Annotated in this window: 17 protein-coding genes; 9 read left to right on the top strand and 8 right to left on the bottom strand. The window is 63.8% G+C overall.

All coding sequences use genetic code 11. The features are described from left to right. The first annotated feature begins 110 nt into the window (after positions 1 to 110). A complete protein-coding gene (rnd, locus tag VGT77_RS11560; RefSeq protein ID WP_327462710.1) occupies positions 111 to 1,277 on the top strand; it encodes a ribonuclease D in 1,167 nt (388 codons plus the stop codon). 62 nt (positions 1,278 to 1,339) lie between these two features. Here rnd and VGT77_RS11555 read toward each other — a convergent pair whose 3' ends face one another. The 4 genes from VGT77_RS11555 to VGT77_RS11540 are packed head-to-tail and all read right to left on the bottom strand — an operon-like array spanning position 1,340 to position 6,865. Continuing rightward, positions 1,340 to 2,836 (bottom strand): Ppx/GppA family phosphatase, encoded by a 1,497-nt coding sequence (locus VGT77_RS11555; RefSeq protein WP_327462708.1) that lies wholly within the window; start codon positions 2,834 to 2,836, stop codon positions 1,340 to 1,342. Next, positions 2,833 to 4,977, bottom strand: coding sequence for an RNA degradosome polyphosphate kinase (locus VGT77_RS11550; RefSeq protein WP_327462706.1), 2,145 nt, complete (start codon positions 4,975 to 4,977; stop codon positions 2,833 to 2,835). Before VGT77_RS11550 ends, VGT77_RS11555 begins: the two co-directional genes overlap by 4 nt. After that, complete coding sequence (locus VGT77_RS11545) at positions 4,977 to 5,582, bottom strand: DnaA ATPase domain-containing protein (RefSeq protein ID WP_327462704.1); 606 nt, start codon at positions 5,580 to 5,582, stop codon at positions 4,977 to 4,979. Before VGT77_RS11545 ends, VGT77_RS11550 begins: the two co-directional genes overlap by 1 nt. Next, the gene (locus VGT77_RS11540) at positions 5,579 to 6,865 is read right to left on the bottom strand and encodes a heavy-metal-associated domain-containing protein (protein ID WP_327462702.1); all 1,287 of its coding nucleotides are present in this window, start codon (positions 6,863 to 6,865) and stop codon (positions 5,579 to 5,581) included. Before VGT77_RS11540 ends, VGT77_RS11545 begins: the two co-directional genes overlap by 4 nt. A gap of 60 nt (positions 6,866 to 6,925) precedes the next feature. On the opposite strand from VGT77_RS11540, the gene purM reads away from it, so the two are divergent. From purM to rpsI, 4 genes are all read left to right on the top strand, one after another. Further along, positions 6,926 to 8,020 carry a phosphoribosylformylglycinamidine cyclo-ligase gene (purM, locus tag VGT77_RS11535; protein WP_327462700.1) on the top strand — a complete coding sequence of 365 codons (1,095 nt, stop codon included), beginning with the start codon at positions 6,926 to 6,928 and terminating at the stop codon, positions 8,018 to 8,020. Positions 8,021 to 8,119: 99 nt separating this feature from the next. Continuing rightward, complete coding sequence (gene purN / locus VGT77_RS11530; protein WP_327462698.1) at positions 8,120 to 9,064, top strand: phosphoribosylglycinamide formyltransferase; 945 nt, start codon at positions 8,120 to 8,122, stop codon at positions 9,062 to 9,064. A 257-nt stretch (positions 9,065 to 9,321) separates the two neighbouring features. Further along, positions 9,322 to 9,801, top strand: coding sequence for a 50S ribosomal protein L13 (rplM, locus tag VGT77_RS11525; RefSeq protein WP_327462696.1), 480 nt, complete (start codon positions 9,322 to 9,324; stop codon positions 9,799 to 9,801). Continuing rightward, positions 9,801 to 10,331, top strand: coding sequence for a 30S ribosomal protein S9 (gene rpsI / locus VGT77_RS11520; RefSeq protein WP_327462693.1), 531 nt, complete (start codon positions 9,801 to 9,803; stop codon positions 10,329 to 10,331). Before rplM ends, rpsI begins: the two co-directional genes overlap by 1 nt. 617 nt (positions 10,332 to 10,948) lie before the next feature. Here rpsI and ftsH read toward each other — a convergent pair. Then, complete coding sequence (ftsH, locus tag VGT77_RS11515) at positions 10,949 to 12,901, bottom strand: ATP-dependent zinc metalloprotease FtsH (protein ID WP_327462691.1); 1,953 nt, start codon at positions 12,899 to 12,901, stop codon at positions 10,949 to 10,951. A gap of 177 nt (positions 12,902 to 13,078) precedes the next feature. On the opposite strand from ftsH, the gene VGT77_RS11510 reads away from it, so the two are divergent. Next, positions 13,079 to 14,236: a hypothetical protein gene (locus VGT77_RS11510; RefSeq protein ID WP_327462689.1), complete on the top strand. Its 1,158-nt coding sequence runs from the start codon at positions 13,079 to 13,081 to the stop codon at positions 14,234 to 14,236. A 16-nt stretch (positions 14,237 to 14,252) separates the two neighbouring features. On the opposite strand, the gene tilS is transcribed toward VGT77_RS11510, so the two are convergent. Beyond that, on the bottom strand, positions 14,253 to 15,131 hold the full coding sequence (gene tilS, locus VGT77_RS11505) for a tRNA lysidine(34) synthetase TilS (protein ID WP_327462687.1): 879 nt from the start codon (positions 15,129 to 15,131) through the stop codon (positions 14,253 to 14,255). 698 nt (positions 15,132 to 15,829) lie between these two features. On the opposite strand from tilS, the gene VGT77_RS15635 reads away from it, so the two are divergent. Both VGT77_RS15635 and VGT77_RS11500 read left to right on the top strand, forming a co-directional pair. Beyond that, entirely contained in the window at positions 15,830 to 16,147 is a 318-nt protein-coding gene (locus VGT77_RS15635) for a peptidoglycan-binding domain-containing protein (RefSeq protein ID WP_414713392.1), read from the top strand. A 191-nt stretch (positions 16,148 to 16,338) separates the two neighbouring features. Beyond that, positions 16,339 to 18,228 carry a M23 family metallopeptidase gene (locus tag VGT77_RS11500; RefSeq protein WP_327462685.1) on the top strand — a complete coding sequence of 630 codons (1,890 nt, stop codon included), beginning with the start codon at positions 16,339 to 16,341 and terminating at the stop codon, positions 18,226 to 18,228. A gap of 634 nt (positions 18,229 to 18,862) precedes the next feature. Here VGT77_RS11500 and der read toward each other — a convergent pair. Then, on the bottom strand, positions 18,863 to 20,218 hold the full coding sequence (gene der / locus VGT77_RS11495; protein WP_327462683.1) for a ribosome biogenesis GTPase Der: 1,356 nt from the start codon (positions 20,216 to 20,218) through the stop codon (positions 18,863 to 18,865). A gap of 50 nt (positions 20,219 to 20,268) precedes the next feature. Then, positions 20,269 to 21,135, bottom strand: coding sequence for a hypothetical protein (locus VGT77_RS11490; protein WP_327462681.1), 867 nt, complete (start codon positions 21,133 to 21,135; stop codon positions 20,269 to 20,271). 119 nt (positions 21,136 to 21,254) lie between these two features. On the opposite strand from VGT77_RS11490, the gene VGT77_RS11485 reads away from it, so the two are divergent. Then, positions 21,255 to 22,208, top strand: a complete 954-nt coding sequence (locus tag VGT77_RS11485; RefSeq protein WP_327462679.1) for a hypothetical protein — start codon at positions 21,255 to 21,257, stop codon at positions 22,206 to 22,208. The last annotated feature ends 140 nt before the right edge of the window (positions 22,209 to 22,348 follow it).

Here is a 22,348-nt window from a genome sequence, read left to right as displayed (position 1 = left end):
TAGTAAGGGCTGGGTTCCCGCTTTCGCGGGAATGACGATCAAAACAAAGCCGCGCGCATCTTCATCCGCGCCCATATTGTCAAGGCGCGCGGCCAAGCTATTGCACGCTGATGCAAATCCATCCGCTGATCACGAACAGCGACGACCTCGCCCAGCTCTGCGTCCGCCTCGCCAAGTCCGACTTCGTGGCGGTGGACACCGAGTTCATGCGCGAGAACACCTATTGGCCCGATCTCTGCCTGATCCAGATTGCGGATGAGAATGAAGCGGCGGCGATCGACCCCAAGGCCGAGGGCCTCGACCTGCAGCCTTTGCTCGACCTGCTGGTCGACAATGAGGATGTGCTGAAGGTCTTCCATGCCGGAGGCCAGGATGTGGAGATCGTCTTCAATCTGACCGGCAAGACGCCGCACCCGATTTTCGACACCCAGATCGCCGCCATGGCGCTCGGCCAGGGCGAGCAGATCGGCTATGGCAATCTGGTCGATTGCTGGCTCGGCATCCAGCTCGACAAGGGCGCGCGCTTCACCGACTGGGCTCGCCGCCCGCTCGACCGGCGCCAGATCGACTATGCGATCGGCGACGTGACCCACCTCGTCAAAATCTTTCCCATGATCGTCAAGCGATTGGTCAAGCAGGGCCGCGGCGACTGGCTCGACGAGGAGATGGAGAAGCTCGCCGACCCGGCCAATTACGTCAACGAGCCGGAACTTGCCTGGCAGCGAGTTAAGATTCCCGGCCGCAAGCCCGACGTGCTCGGCCGGCTGAAGGCGCTGGCTGCCTGGCGGGAGCGGGAGGCGCGCGGCAAGAACCTGCCCCGCGGCCGCATCGTCAAGGACGAGACGCTGGCCGATATCGCCGCCCACCCACCCCGTGAGCAGAGCGATCTCGGGCGCGTGCGCGGCCTTTCCGCCAGCTGGGGGGGCAATGACATCGGCGCGCGGCTGATGAAGGCGCTCTCAGAGGCCAAGCCACTCGGCCCAGACGAACTGCCGCGAGAGGAGCGCAAGCCTGGGCTCGGCAAGGAAGGATCGCTTGTCGCGGACCTGCTGAAGCTGCTGCTCAAGATCCGCGCGCGCGAAATCGATGTCGCCCCGCGCCTGCTCGCCCGCACCGATGAGCTGGAGCTGCTCGCCGCGGGCAAGCGTGACGGACTTGCCATCCTCCAGGGCTGGCGCTGCGAACAGTTCGGAAAGGACGCGCTCGACCTGGTCGAAGGCCGTCTCGCCTTCGCCGTCAAGAACGGCAAGCTCAAGATGACGCGCGCGGAGGAATAGGTGACGCCGTAATGCCAGCGAAAGCTGGTATCTCGGCCACGTCACCTGTCGCTGGGGTGAGGTCAGGACGCGAGCCGCGCCTCCAGCCCCATTTCGGCGGCGAGTTGGCGAAGGCGCTTTTCGACCGCGTCGCCATAGAGGTGCCGGTCTTCGCCCGACAGGCTGAGGATCAGCGCCTTGCCTTCGCTGCGCACCGAGGAACGGCGCAGCGGGTCGGCGACGCCGCCGCTGAGACGCTGGCCCAAGCGGATCGCGAGGCCCCAGCGGACCGCCCTCCGCAAATCCTGCTCGCCGGCCAGCCCAGCGAGCTCGCCCAGCGCATTGGCGCCGCCGCCAAAGGCGGTGAACAGCGCTTGGCCGAGTAGCACCCGGCCCCGCGCGTCGATCCCCACCCAGTTCCCGTGCACCCCCGTCTCGAACGCGCGCTCGGCCCGGAACTCGGGATTGGCGCGCCACCCGGTGTCGGCAAGCAGGCAGGCAGCGAGCCTCAGCCTTGCGTCTGTGCCGCCGGGGAAGAGCGGAGCGATCCAGCGGTCGAGCAGCTCGCCATGCTCCGGAAAACGGCCCTGGACGTCCGCCTCTTCGCGGCAGGCGGCGAGGAGCGGGTCTTCGCGGCGAAGCTCGGGCGGCAAGCGGCCGAAGAGTAGGCCCTCTCGAAGTCCATAGGCCGAGACGACGAGGCTGCCGGTGTGCAATTCGCGCACGAGGACCGCCAGCAGCGACGCCGCTTCACCCAGCATCGCGATGCGGGAGCCCGACAGCGACGGGAGCATGCGCAGCTGCTCGCGGCTCGTTTCAAGCACGGTGCGGGCGAGGCGCGGCACGGCGCTGGGCGCCATCACATATTGGTGGATGATCGGAAGCGGATAGGCACTGAGCGCCATGTCCACCCGCGCCAGCGCCCGCCACGACCCGCCGACCAGATAGAGCGGCAGCCCCTTGGCCCGCCTGAGCCAGGGCGCCCGCGCAAGTTGCTCCTTGACCAGCTTTTCGAGCGCACCCCTGGTGCCGCGCACCGGTGCAATTCGCAGCACGCCGAGCGGAAACGAGACTCGGTCCAGCACCTGGCCGCCGGCGACCCGCGACAGTTCCAGGCTGCCGCCACCCAGATCGCCGACGATCCCGTCAGCCTCGGGGATCGCCGCCAATACGCCGAGCGCCGCGGCCTCGGCCTCCTCTTCGCCGGACAGCAACTCGACGTCCAAGCCAAGCTTCGCAGCCCGGTCGAGCAGTTCGCCGCCGTTGGAGGCGTCGCGGACCGCGGCAGTGGCGACGGTGCGAAGTTGCTTCACGCCCATGACCTCGGCGAGCCGGCTGAAGCGGGCGAGCGCGCGCACCGCCGCCTCGATCGACGAGTCCGGAATACGGCCGGTGGCGTCGAGGCTGCGGCCGAGGCCCGCCATTACCTTTTCGTTGAACAGCGTAGCAGGCACGCGCGTCGGGCCGCCATAGACCACGAGGCGGATCGAGTTCGACCCGATGTCGATGATCGCCTGCCGCTCCATCACACCGGTTCCAGCCGCGACGTCCGGATACTCCAGAAGATCGGCTTCGCTCACCTGCGCCGCCTGACGCTCAGCTTCGGCACGGCATCGCTGTTCGCGAGCGACTTGCCGCGGCCCGAGAGGGAGGGGTTGGTCATGAAATAGCGGTGCAGGTTAAATGGCCGCTCGCCGGGTGCTTCGCGAACATAGGAGCCGTCGGCATGCAGCTCCCAGCTTTGTTCATTGTCGATGAGGTTGGCGACCAGCACCTGATCGACGATCTGGTCGTGCACCGTCGGGTTGGAGATAGGCAGCATATATTCGACCCGCCGGTCGAAATTGCGCGGCATCCAGTCGGCCGAGGAGATGAAGACTTTTGCCTTGTCGTTGGGCAGGTCGCCGCCATTGCCGAAGGCGAAAATGCGGCTGTGCTCGAGAAAGCGGCCAACGATCGACTTGACGCGGATATTCTCGGATAAGACCGGCACGCCAGGCCGCAGGCAGCAAATGCCGCGAATGATTAGGTCGACGGGTACGCCCGCCTGGCTCGCCTCGTACAGCTTCTCGATCATCGCCGGGTCGACCAACGAGTTCATCTTGGCCCATATGCCTGAGGGCCGGCCGGCGCGAGCGTGCGCGATCTCTGCCTCGATCAGCTCGGACAGGCGGTCGCGCATGTCGAGCGGCGACATGGTGAGCAGTTCCAGCTGCGCCGGCTCGACATAGCCCGTGATGTAATTGAACAGCTGCGCGGCATCGCGCCCCGCGCGCGGATCGGCGGTGAAGAAGCTGATATCGGTGTAGATGCGCGCGGTGATCGGGTGGTAGTTGCCGGTGCCGAAGTGGCAATAGGTGCGGTAGCCCTCCCCTTCGCGCCGCACGACCATCGAGACCTTGGCATGGGTCTTCCACTCGATAAACCCGTAGACGACCTGCACGCCGGCACGCTCCAGAGCGGAGGCCCAGAGCAGATTCTGCTCCTCATCGAACCGCGCCTTGAGCTCGACAACCGCAGTGACCGACTTGCCCGCCTCGGCGGCGGCAATCAGCGCCTGGATGACGGCGGACTGCTTGCCGGCGCGGTAGAGCGTCTGCTTGATCGCGACCACGTCCGGGTCGGCAGCCGCCTGCTGCAGGAAAGCGAGCACAACGTCGAACGTCTCATAAGGGTGGTGGACGACGATGTCTTTGGCCTTGATGGCGGCGAAGCAGTCGCCGCCATATTCACGGATGCGCTCCGGGAAGCGCGGCGAATAGGGGTCCCATTTCAGGTCTGGCCGATCCTCCTCGACCAGCGCTTCCAGGTCGCCGATGCCGAGCAGTCCGCCGGTAACGGTGACGATCGCGTCGGCACCGGCCAGTTCGCTGCGCACCTGTCGCTCCAGCGCTTCGGGGATACCCTCTTCCAGTTCGAGCCGGATGACGCGGCCGCGGCGGCGGCGCTTGATCGCGCTGCGGAAGTAGCGGACCAGGTCTTCCGCTTCCTCCTCGATTTCGATGTCGCTGTCGCGGATGATCCGGAAGGCGCCGGAGCCCTTCACCTCATAGCCGGGGAAAAGCAGCCCGGTAAAGCAACGCAGCACCGATTCGATTGCGATGAAGCAGGCCCTCTCGCCCGGGATGCGGATGAAGGGCGGCAGGCTGGGCGGGATCATCACGAGCTCGCGGATCGCCTCGCCATCCGACAGCCGCACCAGATCGAAGATGAGGCTCAAGCCCTTATTGGGGATAAAGGGAAACGGGTGCGCCGGGTCGAGCGCCTGAGGCGTGATGATCGGGAAGATATGCTCGCGAAAATGGCCCTCCAGCCAGACGCGCGAGTCAAGCGGCAGCGCGTCCTCGCGGACGACGTGGATGCCAGCCTCGGCGAGTGCCGCCTGAAGATCGGCCCAGACCCGGTCCTGGCTCTCCATCAGGCTCTCCGCCTCGCGCGTGACGGCGGCGAGCTGCTGAGAGACGGTGAGGCCGTCGGGCGACCGCTCCTCGACCGACTGCAACTGTTGCCCCTTCAGGCCCGCAACACGGACCATGAAGAATTCGTCGAGATTATTGCCCGAGATCGACAGGAAACGCAGCCGCTCCAATAGCGGGTGGTTGCGGTTGCACGCTTCTTCCAGCACCCGCCGGTTGAAGGCGAGCCAGCTCAGCTCGCGGTTGAAATAGCGCTGCCCGTCGCTCGGGGACGCCTCCTCCCGCAGGATCGGTTCAGGGCGCATCAAAACAAATCCTCCTGTCTGGCCCCGAAGGTATCGCGCGCCAGCTTTACAGATAAGCGAACCCGCTTGGCGAGCGCCGCTTCGTCGAGCGCATCCACCGCCTGAATGATCCCGACATGCGTCCGCTCGATCCGCGGCGCCAGCCAGGGGACCAACCCGGGCGGCACCTGCAGGTTGCGCTGAAGCAGCAGTTTCTCGATCAGCCCGGCTGTAAGGCTGTCGTCCGGATCGCCGAGCGCGATTACGGGAGTGGCGGAGAGCCGGGTCCGGAGATCGGGCAACCTGACCTTCCAGGCGGGCGGCGCCTCATCGGCGACGATCAATAAGGGCCGATGCGTTTCCTGCGCGGCGTTCCAGGCATGGAACAGTTCCTCCTCGGGCTTGCGGTCGGCATCGTCGATCACCCGCCCACCCGACTTCTTCGCGAACAGCCGGCCAAGCAAGCTGCGGCCCGACTTGCGCGGACCTGTCAGGATGGTCGCCATGACCGGCCAGGTGCCCCAATGCTCCAGGTGCCGGACGGCGCGCGCGTTGCTGTCGGAGACGATGAAATCTTCCTGACGCTCGTCGGCCGGCCAACCGAGCGGCAAGGCGATCTGGTTCATTTGCGGGCGGGCGTGCCGCTGGGGCTCGGTATTGGCGCTGGAGCAGCCGCAGGGGCGGCTCCGCCACGGCGGATGCGGAGCGTGCCCAGCCCCTGCTGGACCTGGAACCCACGCGCGCTCAGTGCCGAGGCCAGCGCGCCGATATCGCCTTCGTAAGTCACCCGCATGACCGACACGCCGCCCAGTGCCAGGCTCGCTGTCTGGGCGGAGCGGACACCCGGGATGCCGCGCAGCACCGCCTCGCCGGCGTTGACGGAGCCGACATCCGGGGTGTCGTATTGGATGTTGAAGCTGGAGAGGCCCGCCGTCGGCTGATCGGACTCGATCGTCGCCGTCTCTTCGGGAATGCCCTCTTCCAGCTCCTCCAACTCCTCTTCGGTCGCTTCGGGTTCGACGATCAGCGACGGATCGGGAACAAGGCGGCCTTCCTGCAGCGCGCGGACGAACAGCGCGTCCATGCGCCTTACACCCTCGTCCATCAGCTTCGGCAGGCCATCGGCCGCGCCAACGCGCAGCACAAAGCCGCCGAGATACTCCCGGTCCGGTCCGTGGAAAGCGGAGAAGCGCCCGATCACCGGCCCGCCCGGCCATTGCCGCTCGATCTGCACCTGAGGGATCAGCACATCGGCGGCCCCATAGCCATCGATCAGCAGCCGCCACCAGGTCCGGCCCGGACGCCAGGTCTGCGCCGGTGTCAGCATCAGGGAATCGACGCCGGTGCCGGTCGGCCGCACATAATCGACCGGGCTGTTACCGGTGCGGAAGCGCGCCCAGGCCTTTTGCCATTCGGTGCGCGTCTCGAAGGATTGCGGCGTGCCGCCGGACCATTGCACCGGGATCACGAGCATCGGCGCCGATCTCAGCAGATTGCCGGAGGTGCCCAGGATCGAACCGGCCCGCGCACGGTCAAACAGCACGCCCAATCGCGCGATGTAGCGGCGGGGGCCGATCTGCTCGTCTTCCACGATGATGCCGGCAACGATCGCGTCGAGCGCCGAGTCGGAGAGACCCGGCCCTCTCGCCCCGCCATGGGTGCGCGCCCAGAGCGCGTCCCAGCCTTTGCGCTGCGCCGCCCGCCAGCCCGCCAGCCGCGCGGCATCGGCGTTGGGCCCATAAGCGTCGACCTCGATGCCTGATACCTCGAAGCTCGAGGAGCTGTCGATCGGAGGCACGCCGCGCTCGCCGCCCTCGATCTGGGCGCGCAGCATCGCCGCGAGGCCAAGCGCCATCGCGAAGATCAGGACGAGCGGCAGGGGCACGGAAAAACGGTGAAGCGCGATCACGGAGGCCCTTCTGGCGTGTCCCCGGTGGAAATCCAAGCATGTTGTGGCTAGGCGGGCACGATGAGCGAGGGCCAATCCTACACCTATGCCCAGGCGGGCGTGTCGATCGCTGCGGGCAATGCGCTGGTGAAGGCGATCGGGCCGCTTGCCAAGTCCACCCGCCGCCCGGGCGCCGATGCTGAACTCGGCGGCTTCGGCGGCTTCTTCGACTTGAAGGCGGCAGGCTATAGCGATCCACTGCTGGTGGCCGCGAACGACGGGGTCGGCACCAAGCTGAAGCTTGCGATCGAACATGACCGGCACGACGGCGTCGGCATCGACCTCGTCGCCATGTGCGCGAACGACCTGATCGTGCAGGGTGCCGAGCCCCTGTTCTTCCTCGACTATTACGCCACCGGCAAGCTGGAGAGCGGCGTTGCCGAGCGGGTCATTGCCGGCATCGCGGAAGGCTGCCGCCAGGCCGGCTGCGCGCTGATCGGCGGCGAGACGGCCGAGATGCCGGGCATGTATGCCGATGGCGATTACGACCTCGCCGGCTTTTGCGTCGGCGCAGTGGAGCGCGACCAGGCGCTGACCGGCAACCAGGTGAAGGCCGGATACATGATCCTGGGCCTCGCTTCGTCGGGCGTGCATTCGAACGGCTATTCGCTGGTGCGCCGTCTCGCGGCCGACAAGGAGTGGAAACTTAATCGCCCTGCCCTGTTCGATCAGGACGTGATCCTGGTCGACGCGTTGATGGCGCCGACCCGTATCTATGTGAAATCGCTGCTGCCGCTTGTCCGCGAGGGCAGGATCGCCGCGCTCGCGCATATCACCGGCGGCGGACTGCTCGAGAATGTGCCGCGCGTGCTGCCCGAAGGCTTGCACGCCCGCATCGATGCCGACGCCTGGCCGCAGCCAAGGCTCATGGCATTCCTGCAAGCCCAGGGCGCGATCGAGCCGGCCGAGATGGCGCGGACCTTCAATTGCGGCGTCGGCATGATCGCTGTGGTGGCGCCGGAGCAGGAGCAAGCGGTTAAGGCAGCGCTCGAAGCAGCGGGCGAGACGGTGTTCGTGATCGGTCGCGTCGAACCGGGTCAGCGCGGCTGCACCGTCACCGGTTCCGACGAAACCTGGAGCGCACGCCAGGCTTGGGAGGCCATGCACCTTGGCTAGCCTCTCAAGCCGTCATCCCCGCGAAAGCGGGGACCCAGCTTTTTCTTCTCGGCCCCGAGTCGTCTGGGTTCCCGCTTTCGCGGGAATGACGAAGACGAAGTGAGCACGGGAACGAAGGCCCGCGTCGCCGTCCTGATCTCCGGGCGCGGCTCGAACATGGCCGCGCTGCTCTACGCCTCGCGGCTGACGGACTGTCCTTATGAGATCGTGCTGGTCGCCAGCGACAAGGGTCACGCCGCTGGGTTGAAGCTCGCCGAAGCGGAAGCGGTGCCGATTTTTGCGGCGCCGGCCGGTCTGAAGAAGGCGGAGCTGTTCGCGGCGCTAGACCAGGCCCTTCGCTCATCCGGTGCGGAGTTCGTCGCGCTGGCGGGTTTCATGCGCATTCTGCCCCCGGACTTCGTCGCCGCCTGGGAGGGGCGGATCGTCAACATCCATCCGTCTTTGCTGCCCAGATATAAGGGCCTCGATACCCATAAGCGGGCGCTCGAAGCCAAGGACCTGATCGCCGGCTGTTCGGTGCATGTCGTCACGCCCGAGCTGGATGACGGACCCATACTGGGTCAGGTTGAGGTTGCCGTGCTGCCGGGCGATACGCCGGACAGCCTCGCCGCCCGCGTGCTGATCGCCGAGCACCAGCTCTATCCGCGCGCTTTGGCTGACTTGGTGATGCGCGACAGGACGCCGGAAGCCTTGCTCCAGCGGGTGCGGGAACTGGCGATGGCACTCCCCGGCGCAGAAGAAGCAGTCTCCCACGGCATGTCCTGCTTCCGCGTCCAGGGTGGCAAGATGTTCTGCTATTTCACCGAGGACCATCACGGTGACGGCATCATCGCGATCATCGCCAAGACGAGCGGACCCGACGAGCAGGCCCAGCTGATCGATCAAGACCCCGACGCTTATTACCGTCCCGCCTATTTCGGCCCGAGCGGCTGGATCGGCATGCGGCTGGAGGGTGCCGTGGATTGGGAGCGCGTCGGGGACCGCATCGCCAGCAGCTGGTCGCTGATCGCACCCCGCAAGCTGGCGATGCTGAGGGAGTTCTAGCCCCCATCCGTCATCCCGAACTTGGTTCGGGATAAGCGTTCAGCTCGCTCAAGGGGGGTAATCTCCCCTTCCAACTTGGAGCTCGCCCTAACCCTCGTCCTGAACCAAGTTCTCGATGACGAGAACTGCTGGTAAATGAATACCCGTCAGGAAACCCCATGTTTGCTTGACTTTTCGCCTCCTCCGCCGCAAATGCCGCCGCGTCAGCGCCGCCCCTGATCGGGCGGCGCAGTTCGTTTCAACGTCGGAGGGCAGCCATGAAGGCGCTCATGAAGACGACCAAGTCGGCGACGCCGGCGACGGTCGAGAAGAAATGGCATCTGATCGATGCCGACGGGCTGGTGGTTGGGCGTCTCGCCTCCATTATCGCCAACATCCTGCGCGGCAAGCACAAGCCGAGCTTCACGCCGCATATCGACTGCGGTGACAATGTCATCGTGATCAATGCGGACAAGGTGAAGTTCACCGGCAAGAAGCTGAAGGACAAGATCTACTACAAGCACACCGGCTATCCGGGTGGCTTGAAGGAGACTCCGGCTGGCAAGATTCTCGAGGGTCGCTTTCCCGAGCGCGTGCTCGAAAAGGCCGTGGAGCGCATGATCCCGCGCGGCCCGCTTGGCCGCCAGCAAATGCGCAACCTACGCCTCTTCGCCGGTCCGAACCACGACCATGAGGCGCAGAACCCCGAGGTGCTCGATGTCGCCTCGATGAACCGCAAGAACAAGGTGGGCGCATAATGTCCGATACGCGTCAGTCCCTCGCCGACCTCGGCAACCTCACCCAGGGCGTGGCCCCCGTCGCCACCGGCGGCGACACGGCTCCTGCGGCTCCCCAGCAGAACCAGATCCAGGCGGTGCTGCGCGAGCAGCAGCTCGACAAGTACGGCCGCGCCTATGCGACCGGCCGCCGCAAGGACGCCGTTGCGCGCGTCTGGATCAAGCCGGGCAGCGGCAAGATCGTGATCAACGGCCGCGACCAGACCGTCTATTTCGCGCGTCCGACGCTGCGCCTGATCATCAACCAGGTGTTCGACATCACGGAACGCCGCGAGCAATATGACGTGATCGCGACCGTGAAGGGCGGCGGCCTTTCCGGCCAGGCTGGTGCGGTCCGCCATGGCATCTCGACTGCGCTGACCCGCTTCGAGCCGGCCCTGCGCACCACGGTCAAGAAGGCTGGCTTCCTGACCCGCGACCCGCGCGTCGTGGAGCGCAAGAAGTACGGCCGCGCCAAGGCGCGCCGCAGCTTCCAGTTCTCAAAGCGCTAAGATCCACGGCCGAAGAACAAGAAGGACGGTCCCGCAAGGGACCGCCTTTTTTTGCGTACCAATCGTTCTTCAAGCATCGTCGCCCCGTGTTTGACACGGAGCTTGGCTCTCTCTTCATCCGTAGCATCTGGAAAGGCTCCGGTTGACCGACCGAAGACATCTGACCGCTCATCAGCAGGTGGAATGCAAGACTGCTCTCACCGCACGCGAGGTACGGATCTCGCCATAGAGCGCCACAGCGGCCTTGGTTTCGAGAACGTGCACCTCGACCCCCGCTGGGACAGATAGTCGATGGTTTCCGGCGGTGTCTGGAGGACGAGGTGCATGCCCCTGCTGAGGATCACGACCTCGCTGCCGTTGTCGATCAGCTCCTGCACGTCCGTGACCTGGACGCCGGGCACATGCCGCGTCCCCGTCTCACGCCAGTCCCACTAGCGCCCTCCCCCAGGGAAGAGCTTGTAATCCTTGCCGGCAGGCAGCCCCTCGACTTCGATCCGCCCCCAGGAAAGGTTGGTTATCGCCGGAGACGTCGCTTCAAGCATGGGCCGGCTCCAATCAGCTGCCGCGCTCGCCTAAAGAAAAACGGCGCCGGATTGCTCCGGCGCCGTTTTTGGTGATCAGGCGCCTTGCGGTGCCGGATCGGTGAATGGACCAGGCTTATTGGGCTTGGTCTTCGGGATCGACGTGCCGGCAGCCGCAATCGGCGACACGCCGCCCTTGTTCTTGTCCTCGCGGCCAATGTCTTCGCCCTTGATCGCCCGCTTGGCCTCCTCGCCCGAAAGCGTCTCATATTCGAGCAGGGCTTCGGCGAGGCGATGGAGCTCGTCGAGATTATCGGTCAGCACCGCGCGCGCGGTCGCTTCGGCTTCCTCGATGATCCGGCGGACTTCCTGGTCGATCAGGCGCGCTGTCTCCTCGGACACGTTCTGCGACCGCGCAACCGAGTGGCCAAGGAACACCTCGTCCTGATTGTCCCGGTAGCGGAGCCAGCCGAGCTTTTCGCTCATGCCATATTCCATGACCATCGCACGGGCCATGTCGGTGGCCTGCTGGATGTCGTTGGACGCGCCGGTGTTGAGCTCGTCCTTGCCGTAGATGAGCTGCTCGGCGATGCGGCCGCCGAAACAGAGCGCGAGCCGCGCCTTCATCTGCTTCATGGACATGGAGTAACGGTCGCGCTCCGGCAGGTTCCAGGTGACGCCCAGCGCACGGCCGCGCGGAATAATCGTGACCTTGTGCAGCGGATCGCAGCCGGGCACGTGCAGCGAGACGAGCGCGTGGCCCGCTTCGTGGTACGCAGTCGCCTTCTTCTCGTCCTCGGTCATGACCATGGACTTGCGCTCGGCGCCCATCATGACCTTGTCCTTGGCCTCCTCGAAATCCTTCATCGAGACGAGGCGCTTGCCCTTGCGAGCGGCGAGCAACGCCGCTTCGTTGGCCAGATTGGCGAGGTCGGCACCCGAAAAGCCGGGGGTACCGCGCGCGATGGTGCGCGGATCCACATCGGGAGCGAGCGGCAGCTTCTTGGTGTGAACGGCGAGGATCTTCTCGCGCCCTTCAATGTCCGGGCGCGGCACCACGACCTGGCGGTCAAAGCGGCCGGGGCGCAGCAGCGCGGGATCGAGCACGTCCGGCCGATTGGTCGCGGCGACGATGATGATGCCTTCGTTGGCCTCGAAGCCGTCCATTTCGACGAGCAGCTGGTTCAGCGTCTGCTCGCGCTCGTCATTGCCGTTGCCGAGGCCGGCACCACGATGCCGCCCAACCGCATCGATCTCGTCGATGAAGACGATGCAGGGGGCGTTTTTCTTCGCCTGTTCGAACATGTCGCGGACGCGTGACGCGCCGACGCCGACAAACATTTCTACGAAGTCGGAACCGGAGATCGTAAAAAAGGGCACGCCCGCCTCGCCGGCGATGGCACGAGCGAGCAGGGTCTTGCCGGTCCCGGGCGAGCCGACCAGCAGCGCGCCCTTCGGGATCTTACCGCCGAGCCGCGCGAACTTGGTCGGATCCTTCAGGAAATCGACGATCTCCTGCAGTTCCTCGCGCGCCTCGTCGATGCCGGCGACATCGTCGAACGTCACCTTGCCGTGCTTCTCGGTCAGCATCTTGGCCTTGGACTTACCAAAGCCCATCGCGCCCGAGCCAGCATTCTTCTGCATCTGGCGGATGACGAAAAAGGCGACGCCCAGGATCAGCAGGAAGGGCAGCGACTGGTAGAGCAGGATCATCCAGAAGCTCGGCTCTTCCTTGGCCTGAGCGGAAAATTTCACGCCCTTGGAGATCAGGCGGTCGATCAGCCGGGGATCGTCCGGCGCCTGGGTGCGGAAGGTCGAATCGTTGGTGAAGCTGCCGCTGACGATATTGTCGGCGATCGCGACTTCCTTGACCTGTCCTTCATCGACCCGCTGCAGGAACTCCGAATAGGGAATGCCCTCGCCGCCGACGGTGCGCGTCTTCGAATCGAACATCGACACGAACAGCACCAATGCGAGCACCACCCCGAGCCAGATCAACAGGCTCTTCATCCAGGGATTGGGGGCGTTCGGATCCTTCTTGTCGTTCATCGCGCTCGAATCTTTCGGGAATGGGCCCGCTCAACATAGGTGCGGAGGTGTTAACCGACAATGGCGGGGGGCCGAGCCGTGCGCGCGTTAAGCCGCTTCGTCCGAAATGGATCAGGTCCTGCTTGCCCGCCAATGTCCGAACCGCTGATCTCTGAGCTGGAAACGGGGGGATGATCGATGCTTCGAACCTTGCTGATTGCCGGGATGGTGATGACGCTGCCGGCGTGCACATGGCTGGGCGCCCGTGCTCGGATCAACCCCAGCAGCATCGCTTATTATCCCGGCACCGCCTGGGACTCGAACGCGGATAAGGCCTCCATTGATGCAGCCCCTTCTCCTACAAGAGTCGAAGCGGGCAGGGACGGCAGGAGAGTGCTCCGGACGCCGTGCATCCTCACCGGCGGCGTGTACGACAGCAAGCAAGGAGCCATCGACCTCGACTGCTTTGCCTTCCCCGACGACCGCACCCGACCTGCCTATGATCTGGCCAGCGGCTTCGACGCGCTAAAGGAAACCGACGCTGACAAGAAAGCGGCCATGCTCGATCGCGCGCGGTTCGACCGCAACCGGCTCGCGGCCGTGTTGCTGAAGCATGCCGACGATGCCTGCAAGATCGAGAAGGGCCGCCTGGTGGCGGTGCAATCCAGCAGCAATTTCCTGCTGAGCTTTCTGACCCAGAGTTTCTCGGGAGCGTCGACCATCGTCGGTGGTGATCGGGCGAAGTCGATCTTGTCGGGCTTGGCCACGCTCAGCGCCGGAACCCAGGACAATGTGAACGCGACCTTCTATCGCAACCAGCTGACGACCGCGATCGGGCGGTCAATCGACCAGGAACGGTCGCGGCTACTCGAGGGAATCAACTCCTCCCGCACACAAAGCATCGACGCGCATAGCGTGGACGAGATGATCATGGCAGTGAATCGCTACCATCACGCATGCTCCTTCGAGCACGGGTTGCAGGTCCTGATCGACGCCGCCACCGACGCGAAAGGCGCCACTTCGGCGCTGGAGAGCCGGTCGCGCGACCGTGCCATCGAGGAGCTTCGGGAACGGAGGCGTGATCTGCTGGCCTTACGCAAGCAGATCACGGGAACGTCAGAGAGCGACGAATCGCGCCGCGCCGAGATCCTCGAAGACATCAAGGAAGTGGACGACAAGCTGCAGGGCCTGGCGCTTGCCAGGGCCGACAAGCTGCTCACCGAACCCAGCGCGGGGGACACGAGCGAAGTGCACCCGCCGGCGAACGATGTGGCCGAAGACGAGGCCGATGCGGCCGGAGCAGTCGAGGCTGAAGCTGAGGCGAAGAATAAAAACAAGAACAAGAAGCCCAAGTGATCACCGTCTCACCGTCTCAGTCCTTCGCGGAAGCACGGCGGGGCGGCGCGCGGTTGAAGGTCCAGCGGCGGCCAGGGGTGGCTTTGACGGTGCCAAGGGTGGCGGTGCGGCCCTCGTGCAGCGCGGCGGTGAGGCGCGCGAGTTCGGGGCCGCGCGGCTCCTCGCCGAAGCGGGCGAAGATGCGGCGCATCAGGCGGCGGAGCAACTCGGGCGGGAGGCCGGTGGGGTCGAGGCTGAGGCTCTCCTCTCCTGCTTCAGCCCCCATCCGCTCCGCCCCCAGCCGGTCAATGGCCCATTCGAGCGCGGCTTCGGCCTCCGCCAGATGCGCCGCGCTGCGCGCCAGCCGCGCCGGATCGAGCCAGGGCGTCGCCGCCAGCAGCGCCCGCGCGGCGGTGCGGTCATAGCGTGGATCGGTGTTGGAGGGATCGCGGACGGGGGTAAGGCCCGCCGCGGCGACGATCGCCTCCAGCTCCGCCTTGCGATAGCCGAGCAGCGGCCGCACCAGCGTTACGCCCCCGCCCAGCGCCCGCTCCGCCCGGATGCCGGCCAGCCCCGCCAGCCCCGCCCCGCGCGCCAGCCGCATCAGCAACGTCTCGGCCTGATCGTCGGCATGATGCCCGGTGGCGAGATGCGTCAGCCCGTGCGCCCGGCACCATTCTCCGAGCGCCGCATATCGCGCTTCCCGCGCCTGCGCCTGGCCGGTGCCGGGCGGGAGCGAGAGGGTGAGGATATCGTGCGCAATGCCGCGCGCCGCGCAGATGGCGGCGACGTGCTCCGCCTCGGCACGGGATTCGGGGCGGAGGCCGTGATCGACGGTCGCGGCGCGGACGTAGCTCTCCGCTGGGACGAGCAGGAGGAGCGCGAGCGAGTCAGGTCCGCCCGATACGGCTAGCAAGTCGGCGCGAAACCCAGAAGAGCTAGGATTTGGGCTCATGATTATATCGGGCTCTGCTTCATGTGGAGCAAGCAAGCCGCATCAGGCAGCGGACGTAAGATTGGCCGACTTCCGGCGCGGAATGCTGACTTGAAGCGAACGCAGAACAAGGTAGAAGTTAGCTAACGACGTTGCGCTCAGGGGGAGCAACATGTCAGTTCGACACCCGTGCGATTGTGCGCGGAAACTGCCCACTATTTGCTCTCGGCTCCCGTGATGGCAATTCATGTAGTCAGACAGGGCGAGTGTGTATCGTCAATCGCAGCTTCCCTGTACATGCGCTGGCAGAAGATTTGGGAACATGGCTTCAATGCCAACCTAAAGCGGAAGAGGGTCACGCCTAACATTTTGATGCCTGGCGACCCACTATACATCCCCGACAAGGTTACAAGAAGCGAAGAATGCCAAACTGGAAGACTGCATCCCTTTAAAGTTCCAGGTAGAGCTAAAATTGTAGTAGTTCTTAAGGACTCGTCTGGCAATCCTCTGCGTGATATCGATTACACCTTCGTGGTGGATGGCTGTTCAAGAGCCCCGATAGGACAGACGCAAATGGTCGCGCAAGAACTTGGGCCCACCCCGACGCGCGCCTTGCTGTTTTAAAGCTGCCGTGGGGGGATGTGGATGTAAATATTGGATCCCTCGACCCGGCGAATACCATGACGGGAATTCAAAACAGGCTAGCAAACCTCGGATATGAGGTTGGGTTTGCGGATGGAATATTCGGGCCCAAGACACGCGCAGCCTTGATCAATTTCCTGTTAGACCGTGGGAAGCTTGAGCTTTTCGGCGATGGCGCGGTTGGGCCGGACTTAATCAGCTTTCTGAGGACCGAGCACGACTGGCACCGACTGAGTGGAGAACCTGAGCGCCCAGACCCCAGTAGAGCAGAGCCTGATTACAGTCGCATTCCGGGAGTTTGCGACCTACCATTGCCCGATGAGGACATTTTACCGCATGTTCCAGGCGAAGAATGACTCCCGGTAATACGTCCGCCTCGGTCCTAAGCACACCGACTGCTGCTCCTGCAGCTTTGGTTCACGGAAATGACGTGCCCATTAGTTGCACGATCACTGTCGCAGATCGCCTCGAGATCAGAGTAGTAGACTTAGTGACCGGGAGAGCTGTTCCCCATGCTTATGTGCGCAAATGCCGCATAAATGGGGTAGTGGTCGCACACCTTGTCGACGGTTCTCCGAACCCCATGCAGCCGCCCCCCTATGCCGCTCCATTATCAGATGATGAGAAGGTTCAGGTGGCGAAAGATCGGCTTCTTTCACGGCAAAAGATTACAGAAAAGGACAAACGGAGGAAGGCGTTCGGCGCCGCTCGCAGCAGAGCAAAAGCCCGATCAAAATGGGTAGAATGGGCGCGAGCGCTTCTTGTTGCCATGAAAAGGTTGCCGCCAGAGGCTTCGCTGGATGAAGCTGAAGTTGATTTGGAAAAGCTGCGAGCGGCAGCATGCGGGGAAGAGGGTGACGAAACTAAGCTGCTTATGCGAGAGGCAGAACGCCGAGGCTTGAAGTCCGATGAGAGCGGAGTGTTTCATTTCTCCACAACGTTTCTTAATCTGGAGAGCATAGATGTGGATTTTGAGCTACTACATCTCAAGTTTTCTTACCCTTACCCGGATCGAGAATACTCGATAGGCATACCCGTCTTAGACCGAAGCTTAGTTCATAGTCGGGATATACCAGGATCAAGAGAAGCGGTCTCCGCTTGGTCGGTAGTATTCAATAGTGGAGCGAATTATCCGTTAAACAACTTCATTTCTGGCTTCCAGGTTCCCGTGAGTGAAGTAGTCTCTTTTAGACAGTCTCGTAGGATTACTCGTCGCATTCTCGCATTAGTCTGGTGTCAACCAACGTGGTTTGAACCCAAAGGCGCCGATAAATATCAACCATTAGCGAAGTATTTTCTCGCAGACGGAGATTACCCAGTGGCCCCCGGCGCCGCTCTCAACAGCCAGGGTGGTCCGACATTGCTCGTCCCGACCCGGGTTTCATCTGGCCTCTCGGCCTTGAGATACGGAGAGTTTGGAAGAAATGGTCGGAGCGGGACGTTCGACCTGCCCGTGCTCCGCTTTCAGCGTTTAGGAACGGATCAGTTGATCCTATGGAAGCCGCTGAGCACTCAGATCGTGGGTGATCAGGCATTCTGCCGAGCACAGGCTGCCTCTCTCTCAACGGCCGCGCCCGAGGGAACCCGATACACCGTTCGCCGACATAGTAATCAGCAGTTTCAGGTTTTCAGAGGTGAGGTCGTTGACGCGGAGGCGACCCTTTCCAAACACCGTAAGCAAGGCTGTCCGGGGAGCGGAGAAGCACGCCTCACGTGGGGATCTATCTACTGGGAAGAGAATGAGGCCGGGAACCCGTTGGCGAGGTGGACCGAGTGGTATTATATGGAGCCTCCAGAGAGGAAGAACTGGCCTACAACAGCAACGGAAGCTCAAATTAGACAAAGATCTAGGCGAAGAATGCATGGCGGCATTGATGTAGCAGGATACGAGGGCGATCCTGTCTTCGCCATGTGCGGGGGAGAACTAAAGAAGTTCGGTGGTGAGTTCCAGAAGCGAGAACTTCGCCCGTGGCGTGTAGAAGTTTCTAAAGTAATCTACCTCCACGCGCAAACGAACATAGGAAGTATAAGCTGCGATAGCTCTCCGTTCAAGAATCCTGTGAAAGCCGGAGACCTTATCGCGCTAGTAGGCAGACAAGGGTTTCACGATAGCAATTCAAGCAACTGGGCTAACCCTACTCATTGTCATATAGAAATCTTTAACGAGCGAGGCTTGAAGGATATGGACCCCGGCTTGGTGGCCAGTCACGCCTCCTTTTTTCCGCGCAATAATACTCCAAAGCTTCTTCCCTGCGCCGCACGTTATGGGGGAGCCGTCAATTCTGAAGTAGTCCGATGCCGCTATCTCTCCTTTGGCGTATCGCAGCCGTATCAACAATGCTGGGCCTATAACGAGATCGATAAAAGGTGCCCGAACCGAATGGTTCTCTACGACCGTCAGGATCACAAGACTCGTTCGGCTTCGGATACGGCCTGAGATGCTTAGGTTACACTCAAAGCAACTCTCTTCGCTGACACCGAGAAGCGGGTCCACCATCGAACCCTGCAAGGTAACATGGATCGGGATATCGCTTAGTGACGAGGACGGCTACCCCGTACCAGGAGTCGCCTGGGAAGTTCGGGCGCCAGACGGATCGCTCCATACAGGCCACACGGATCCGGCCGGCCGCGGTTTCGTGCATGGAATTCCTGCAGGGCTATGTGAGGTGAGTTTTCCAGACTTCGACGCATGCTACTGGTCCAAGGCAGAGTAACGTCACTGCGTTTGGATTGAACCGATTAGGTGAAAACGCCTTGAAATCGTCACGCTGATCCGGTAAATGCCTACACCCTGAGAGTCGTGTGGTCGGTCGGCGTTTGCCGTGCCGCCTTTTCTTTTGGAGGGTTGCATGGCGGGGGAGCCCAAGCGAATCATTGCGAACAAGGGACGGCGGATGCAGGTGCAGGCGCCGCCGGGGCGGAAGCTGTTCGACGACACGACGAAGAAGGCATTTCTTCATCATCTCGCAGAGAGGTGTAAGGCCTCAGCGTCCTGGAATACGCGGTCACTACGCTGCCTCTCGCCACCAGTGTGCGCTTTTGCTTGCGGGCTTTGCGGCTCGGCGGGATGCTTAGCTCTTCTCGCGATCGAACGGGTTCTTCGGTGCGCGCATGGTCAGGCGGACCGGGACCGCGCCGAAGCCCAAGTCGCGGCGGATGCCGTTGACGAGGTAGCGGCGATAGCTTTCCGGCAGCAGGTCGACGCGCGTGCCGAACAGGATAAAGCCGGGCGGCCGCGTTTTGGCCTGAGTGATGTAGCGCGGCTTGATCCGCTTGCCGCCGGGCGCGGGCGGCGGGTTTTTCTCCAGCGCGTTTTCGAACCAGCGGTTGAGCTCGCCCGTCGGCACGCGGCGCGACCAGGCCTCGCGCGTTTCGAACGCCACCTTGAGCAGCGTGTCGACGCCCTTGCCGGTCGCCGCGGAGACGGTGAGGACCGGCAGGCCCTTCACCTGGCTTAGCCCCTCTTCCAGCGCCGCCTTGACGCCATTGAACAGCGAGGACGCGTTTTCGGCCACGTCCCATTTGTTGAGCGCGATCATCAGCGCGCGGCCTTCCTGTAGAACGGCGTCGGCGATGCGGAGGTCCTGCGCCTCCAGCCCCCGCGTCGCGTCGAGCAGCAGCACCACGACTTCGGCGAAATCGACCGCGCGCCTGGCGTCCGCCACCGACAGCTTTTCAAGCTTGTCCTGCACGTTCGCCCGCTTGCGCATGCCGGCGGTGTCGATGAGACGGATGGGCCGCCCCTCCCATTCCATGTCGATCGCGATTGAGTCGCGGGTAATGCCGGCTTCCGGCCCGGTGATCATCCGCTCCTGACCAAGGATGCGATTGACCAGAGTGGACTTGCCGGCATTCGGGCGGCCGACGATGGCGAGCTTCAAGGGCGCCGAAGGATCGTCCTCATCAAAGTCCGGCTCTTCCTCCTCGCCGCGCTCCAGATGGGGGAGCAGCATCTCGAACAGGTCGGCGAGGCCCTCGCCATGTTCGGCGGAGATCTGGATCGGATCGCCAAAGCCCATTGCCAGCGCCTCGAGAGCGCCCTGCTCTCCTGCCCGCCCCTCGGCCTTGTTGACCGCGAGCACGACCGGCGTGTCCTCCGCCCGCAGCCAGCGGCCGATCTCCTCGTCGAGCGGCACGACGCCGGCGCGGGCATCGACCAGAAACAAGGCGACATCCGCCTCCCGCACCGCCGCCTCGGTCTGCGCACGCATCCGGCCGGGAAGCGACTGGGGATCCTCGTCCTCGAAGCCGGCGGTGTCGATCACGCGGAAGTCGAGGCCGAGCAGATGCGCTTCCCCTTCCCGCCGGTCGCGGGTGACGCCGGGCCGGTCGTCGACCAAGGCCAGCTTCTTGCCCACCAGCCGGTTGAACAAAGTGGATTTGCCGACATTGGGCCGGCCGACGATCGCAACGGTGGGAAGAGGCATGGCGGGCACCTAACGCCTGGGGCCGAGAAAGGGAACGGCGGGGCCAAGCATCACATCAGCTGCATGATCAGCTGGCCCATGGTGATGGGGCTGAGTTCCGCCAGCTCGTCATCGGACCAGTTGGGGCGCCGCGTGTAGTCGATGCCTTCCGCACGATCCGCACATTCCGCACCATCCGCACATTCTGCACGTGCAATTAGTGAATCTTCATCCCGCACCAGGCGCCAGCCGGGCGGCACGAGCCGATCGGTTTCCTCGTGCCGGACCCAACCGAATTGCTCCACGAGTGCCTTGGCGACCTGCTCGCAGACCCGGTCGAGCCGGCGCGCGATGCGGTCTCGAAAGACCTGCGGATCCTCCTGGTTCGTGTCCTGCTCGGCGATCAGCTCTTCGCGGATGCGCTGCCGTTCCCGTTCCCGCCACTTGCGCTTGCCGACTTTGGCGCGGGCGGAGCCGGCATGCGGACCATATTTGTCCGGGTTGGAGCCTTTGAGCAGCGTCTGCAGGATAGCGTCAGAGCGTTTGACGCGCGTGCCGACATGCTTGCCATAGCTGATCACATCCTCCTCGATGCCGGTGACGCCGCGCTTGAACGCCTCCAGCTCGATCACCGGCGCGACGACCTCGGTCGCCGCCCTGCACGCGGCGGCAAAGGTGCGGTCCCGCTCGACATGTTCATAGACGGTGCGCTTGCCGATCCGCGCCGCCCGCGACGCCTCCGCCATGGTCGCACCGCGGGCGAGCGCCTTCAGGAACAGCTTCTTGCGCGCCCGATCGAAGCTGCCGCGGCGGGAAGGCTCTTCCTGCGCCGGGTCGTCGCCGAACTCCGCCATCCAGCCGGCATCGGGGTCGACTGGCTGCTCGGGGGCGAGGATGGGCTGTTCGGCGGGCCCCTGCGGGCTAGGGAAATCGGGCATAACCATTCTCCTTCTGATGAAGGCGAATCAGTTATCCTATATGGTTGGATGTAGGACAGTGAGTTTTTGCTGTCCCCCAAGCGGGGGCCTGTGCTTAGGTAACTAAGGGGAGGCATCGCTTGAGCCGTCAGTTGATCAATGAATATCGAGCCGAACTGGATCGGCTGCGCGCCGTTTCCGGCAGTCGCCGTGAAAGTGTTCTGCGGGAGGCGTTCAAGGACCTGCTGAAGCGCTGGGGCCGCGCGCACGACCTTCAGTTCATCGCCGAGCACGACATCCTGACCAAGCAGATGACGCGCATCTATGTGGATGGCGCGCTGCTCCACGGCCTGCGCGTGCCCTTTGGCTATTGGGAAGCGAAGGACGAGAATGACGATCTTGCCGCCGAGATCGAGGCCAAATTCCGCAAAGGCTATCCGAAGGACAATATCGTCTTCACCGACGACGTGACGGCGGTGCTCTACCAGAATGGCGGCGAGGTGATGCGCGCCGCCATGCAGGCCGACGATGACAGCCTGCTGAAGCTCCTCACCTGCTTCTTCGGGCACGAGCGGCAGGAGATTGCCGACTTCAACAAGGCGGTGAAGCAGTTCGCGACCGACCTGCCGCACATCCTGGCGGCGCTCCGCGACCGCATCGCCGAGAAGAACGCGCAGTCGGCGGAGTTCGCAGGCGCCGTGCAGGCGTTCCTGAAGCACGCCCGCGACGCGATCAACCCGGCGGTCAGCGAAGATGACGTGCGGGAGATGCTGATCCAGCACATTTTGACCGAAGGCATCTTCGCCAAGGTGTTCGACGACCCGGATTTCCACCGCAAGAACAATGTCGCGGCCGAGCTCTACAAGCTGGAGGACAAATTGTTCGCCGGGCGCGAAAAGGCGGAGCTGCTCCGGGCGCTTGCGCCCTATTATTCCGGAATCGCCTCCACCGCCGCGCTGATCCAGAGCCATTCGGAGAAGCAGGGTTTTCTGAAGGCGCTCTACGAGGATTTCTACAAGGCGTATAACAGGAAGGCCGCCGACCGGCTGGGCGTAGTCTATACGCCGGGCGAGATCGTGCGCTTCATGATCTGATCGGCCGACTGGCTGTGCGAAAAGCATTTCGGCAAAAACCTAATCGATCGGGGCGTCGAGATCCTCGATCCTGCGACCGGCACCGGCACCTTCATCGTCGAGCTGCTCGAGCATTTCCGCGGCAACCACGACAAACTGAG

Origin of the sequence: Sphingomonas sp., from assembly GCF_035944535.1 — a bacterium.
Lineage (GTDB): Bacteria > Pseudomonadota > Alphaproteobacteria > Sphingomonadales > Sphingomonadaceae > Sphingomonas_B.
Note: the sequence above shows the minus strand (reverse complement) of the source record. Positions and strands in the feature narration are given on the sequence as shown.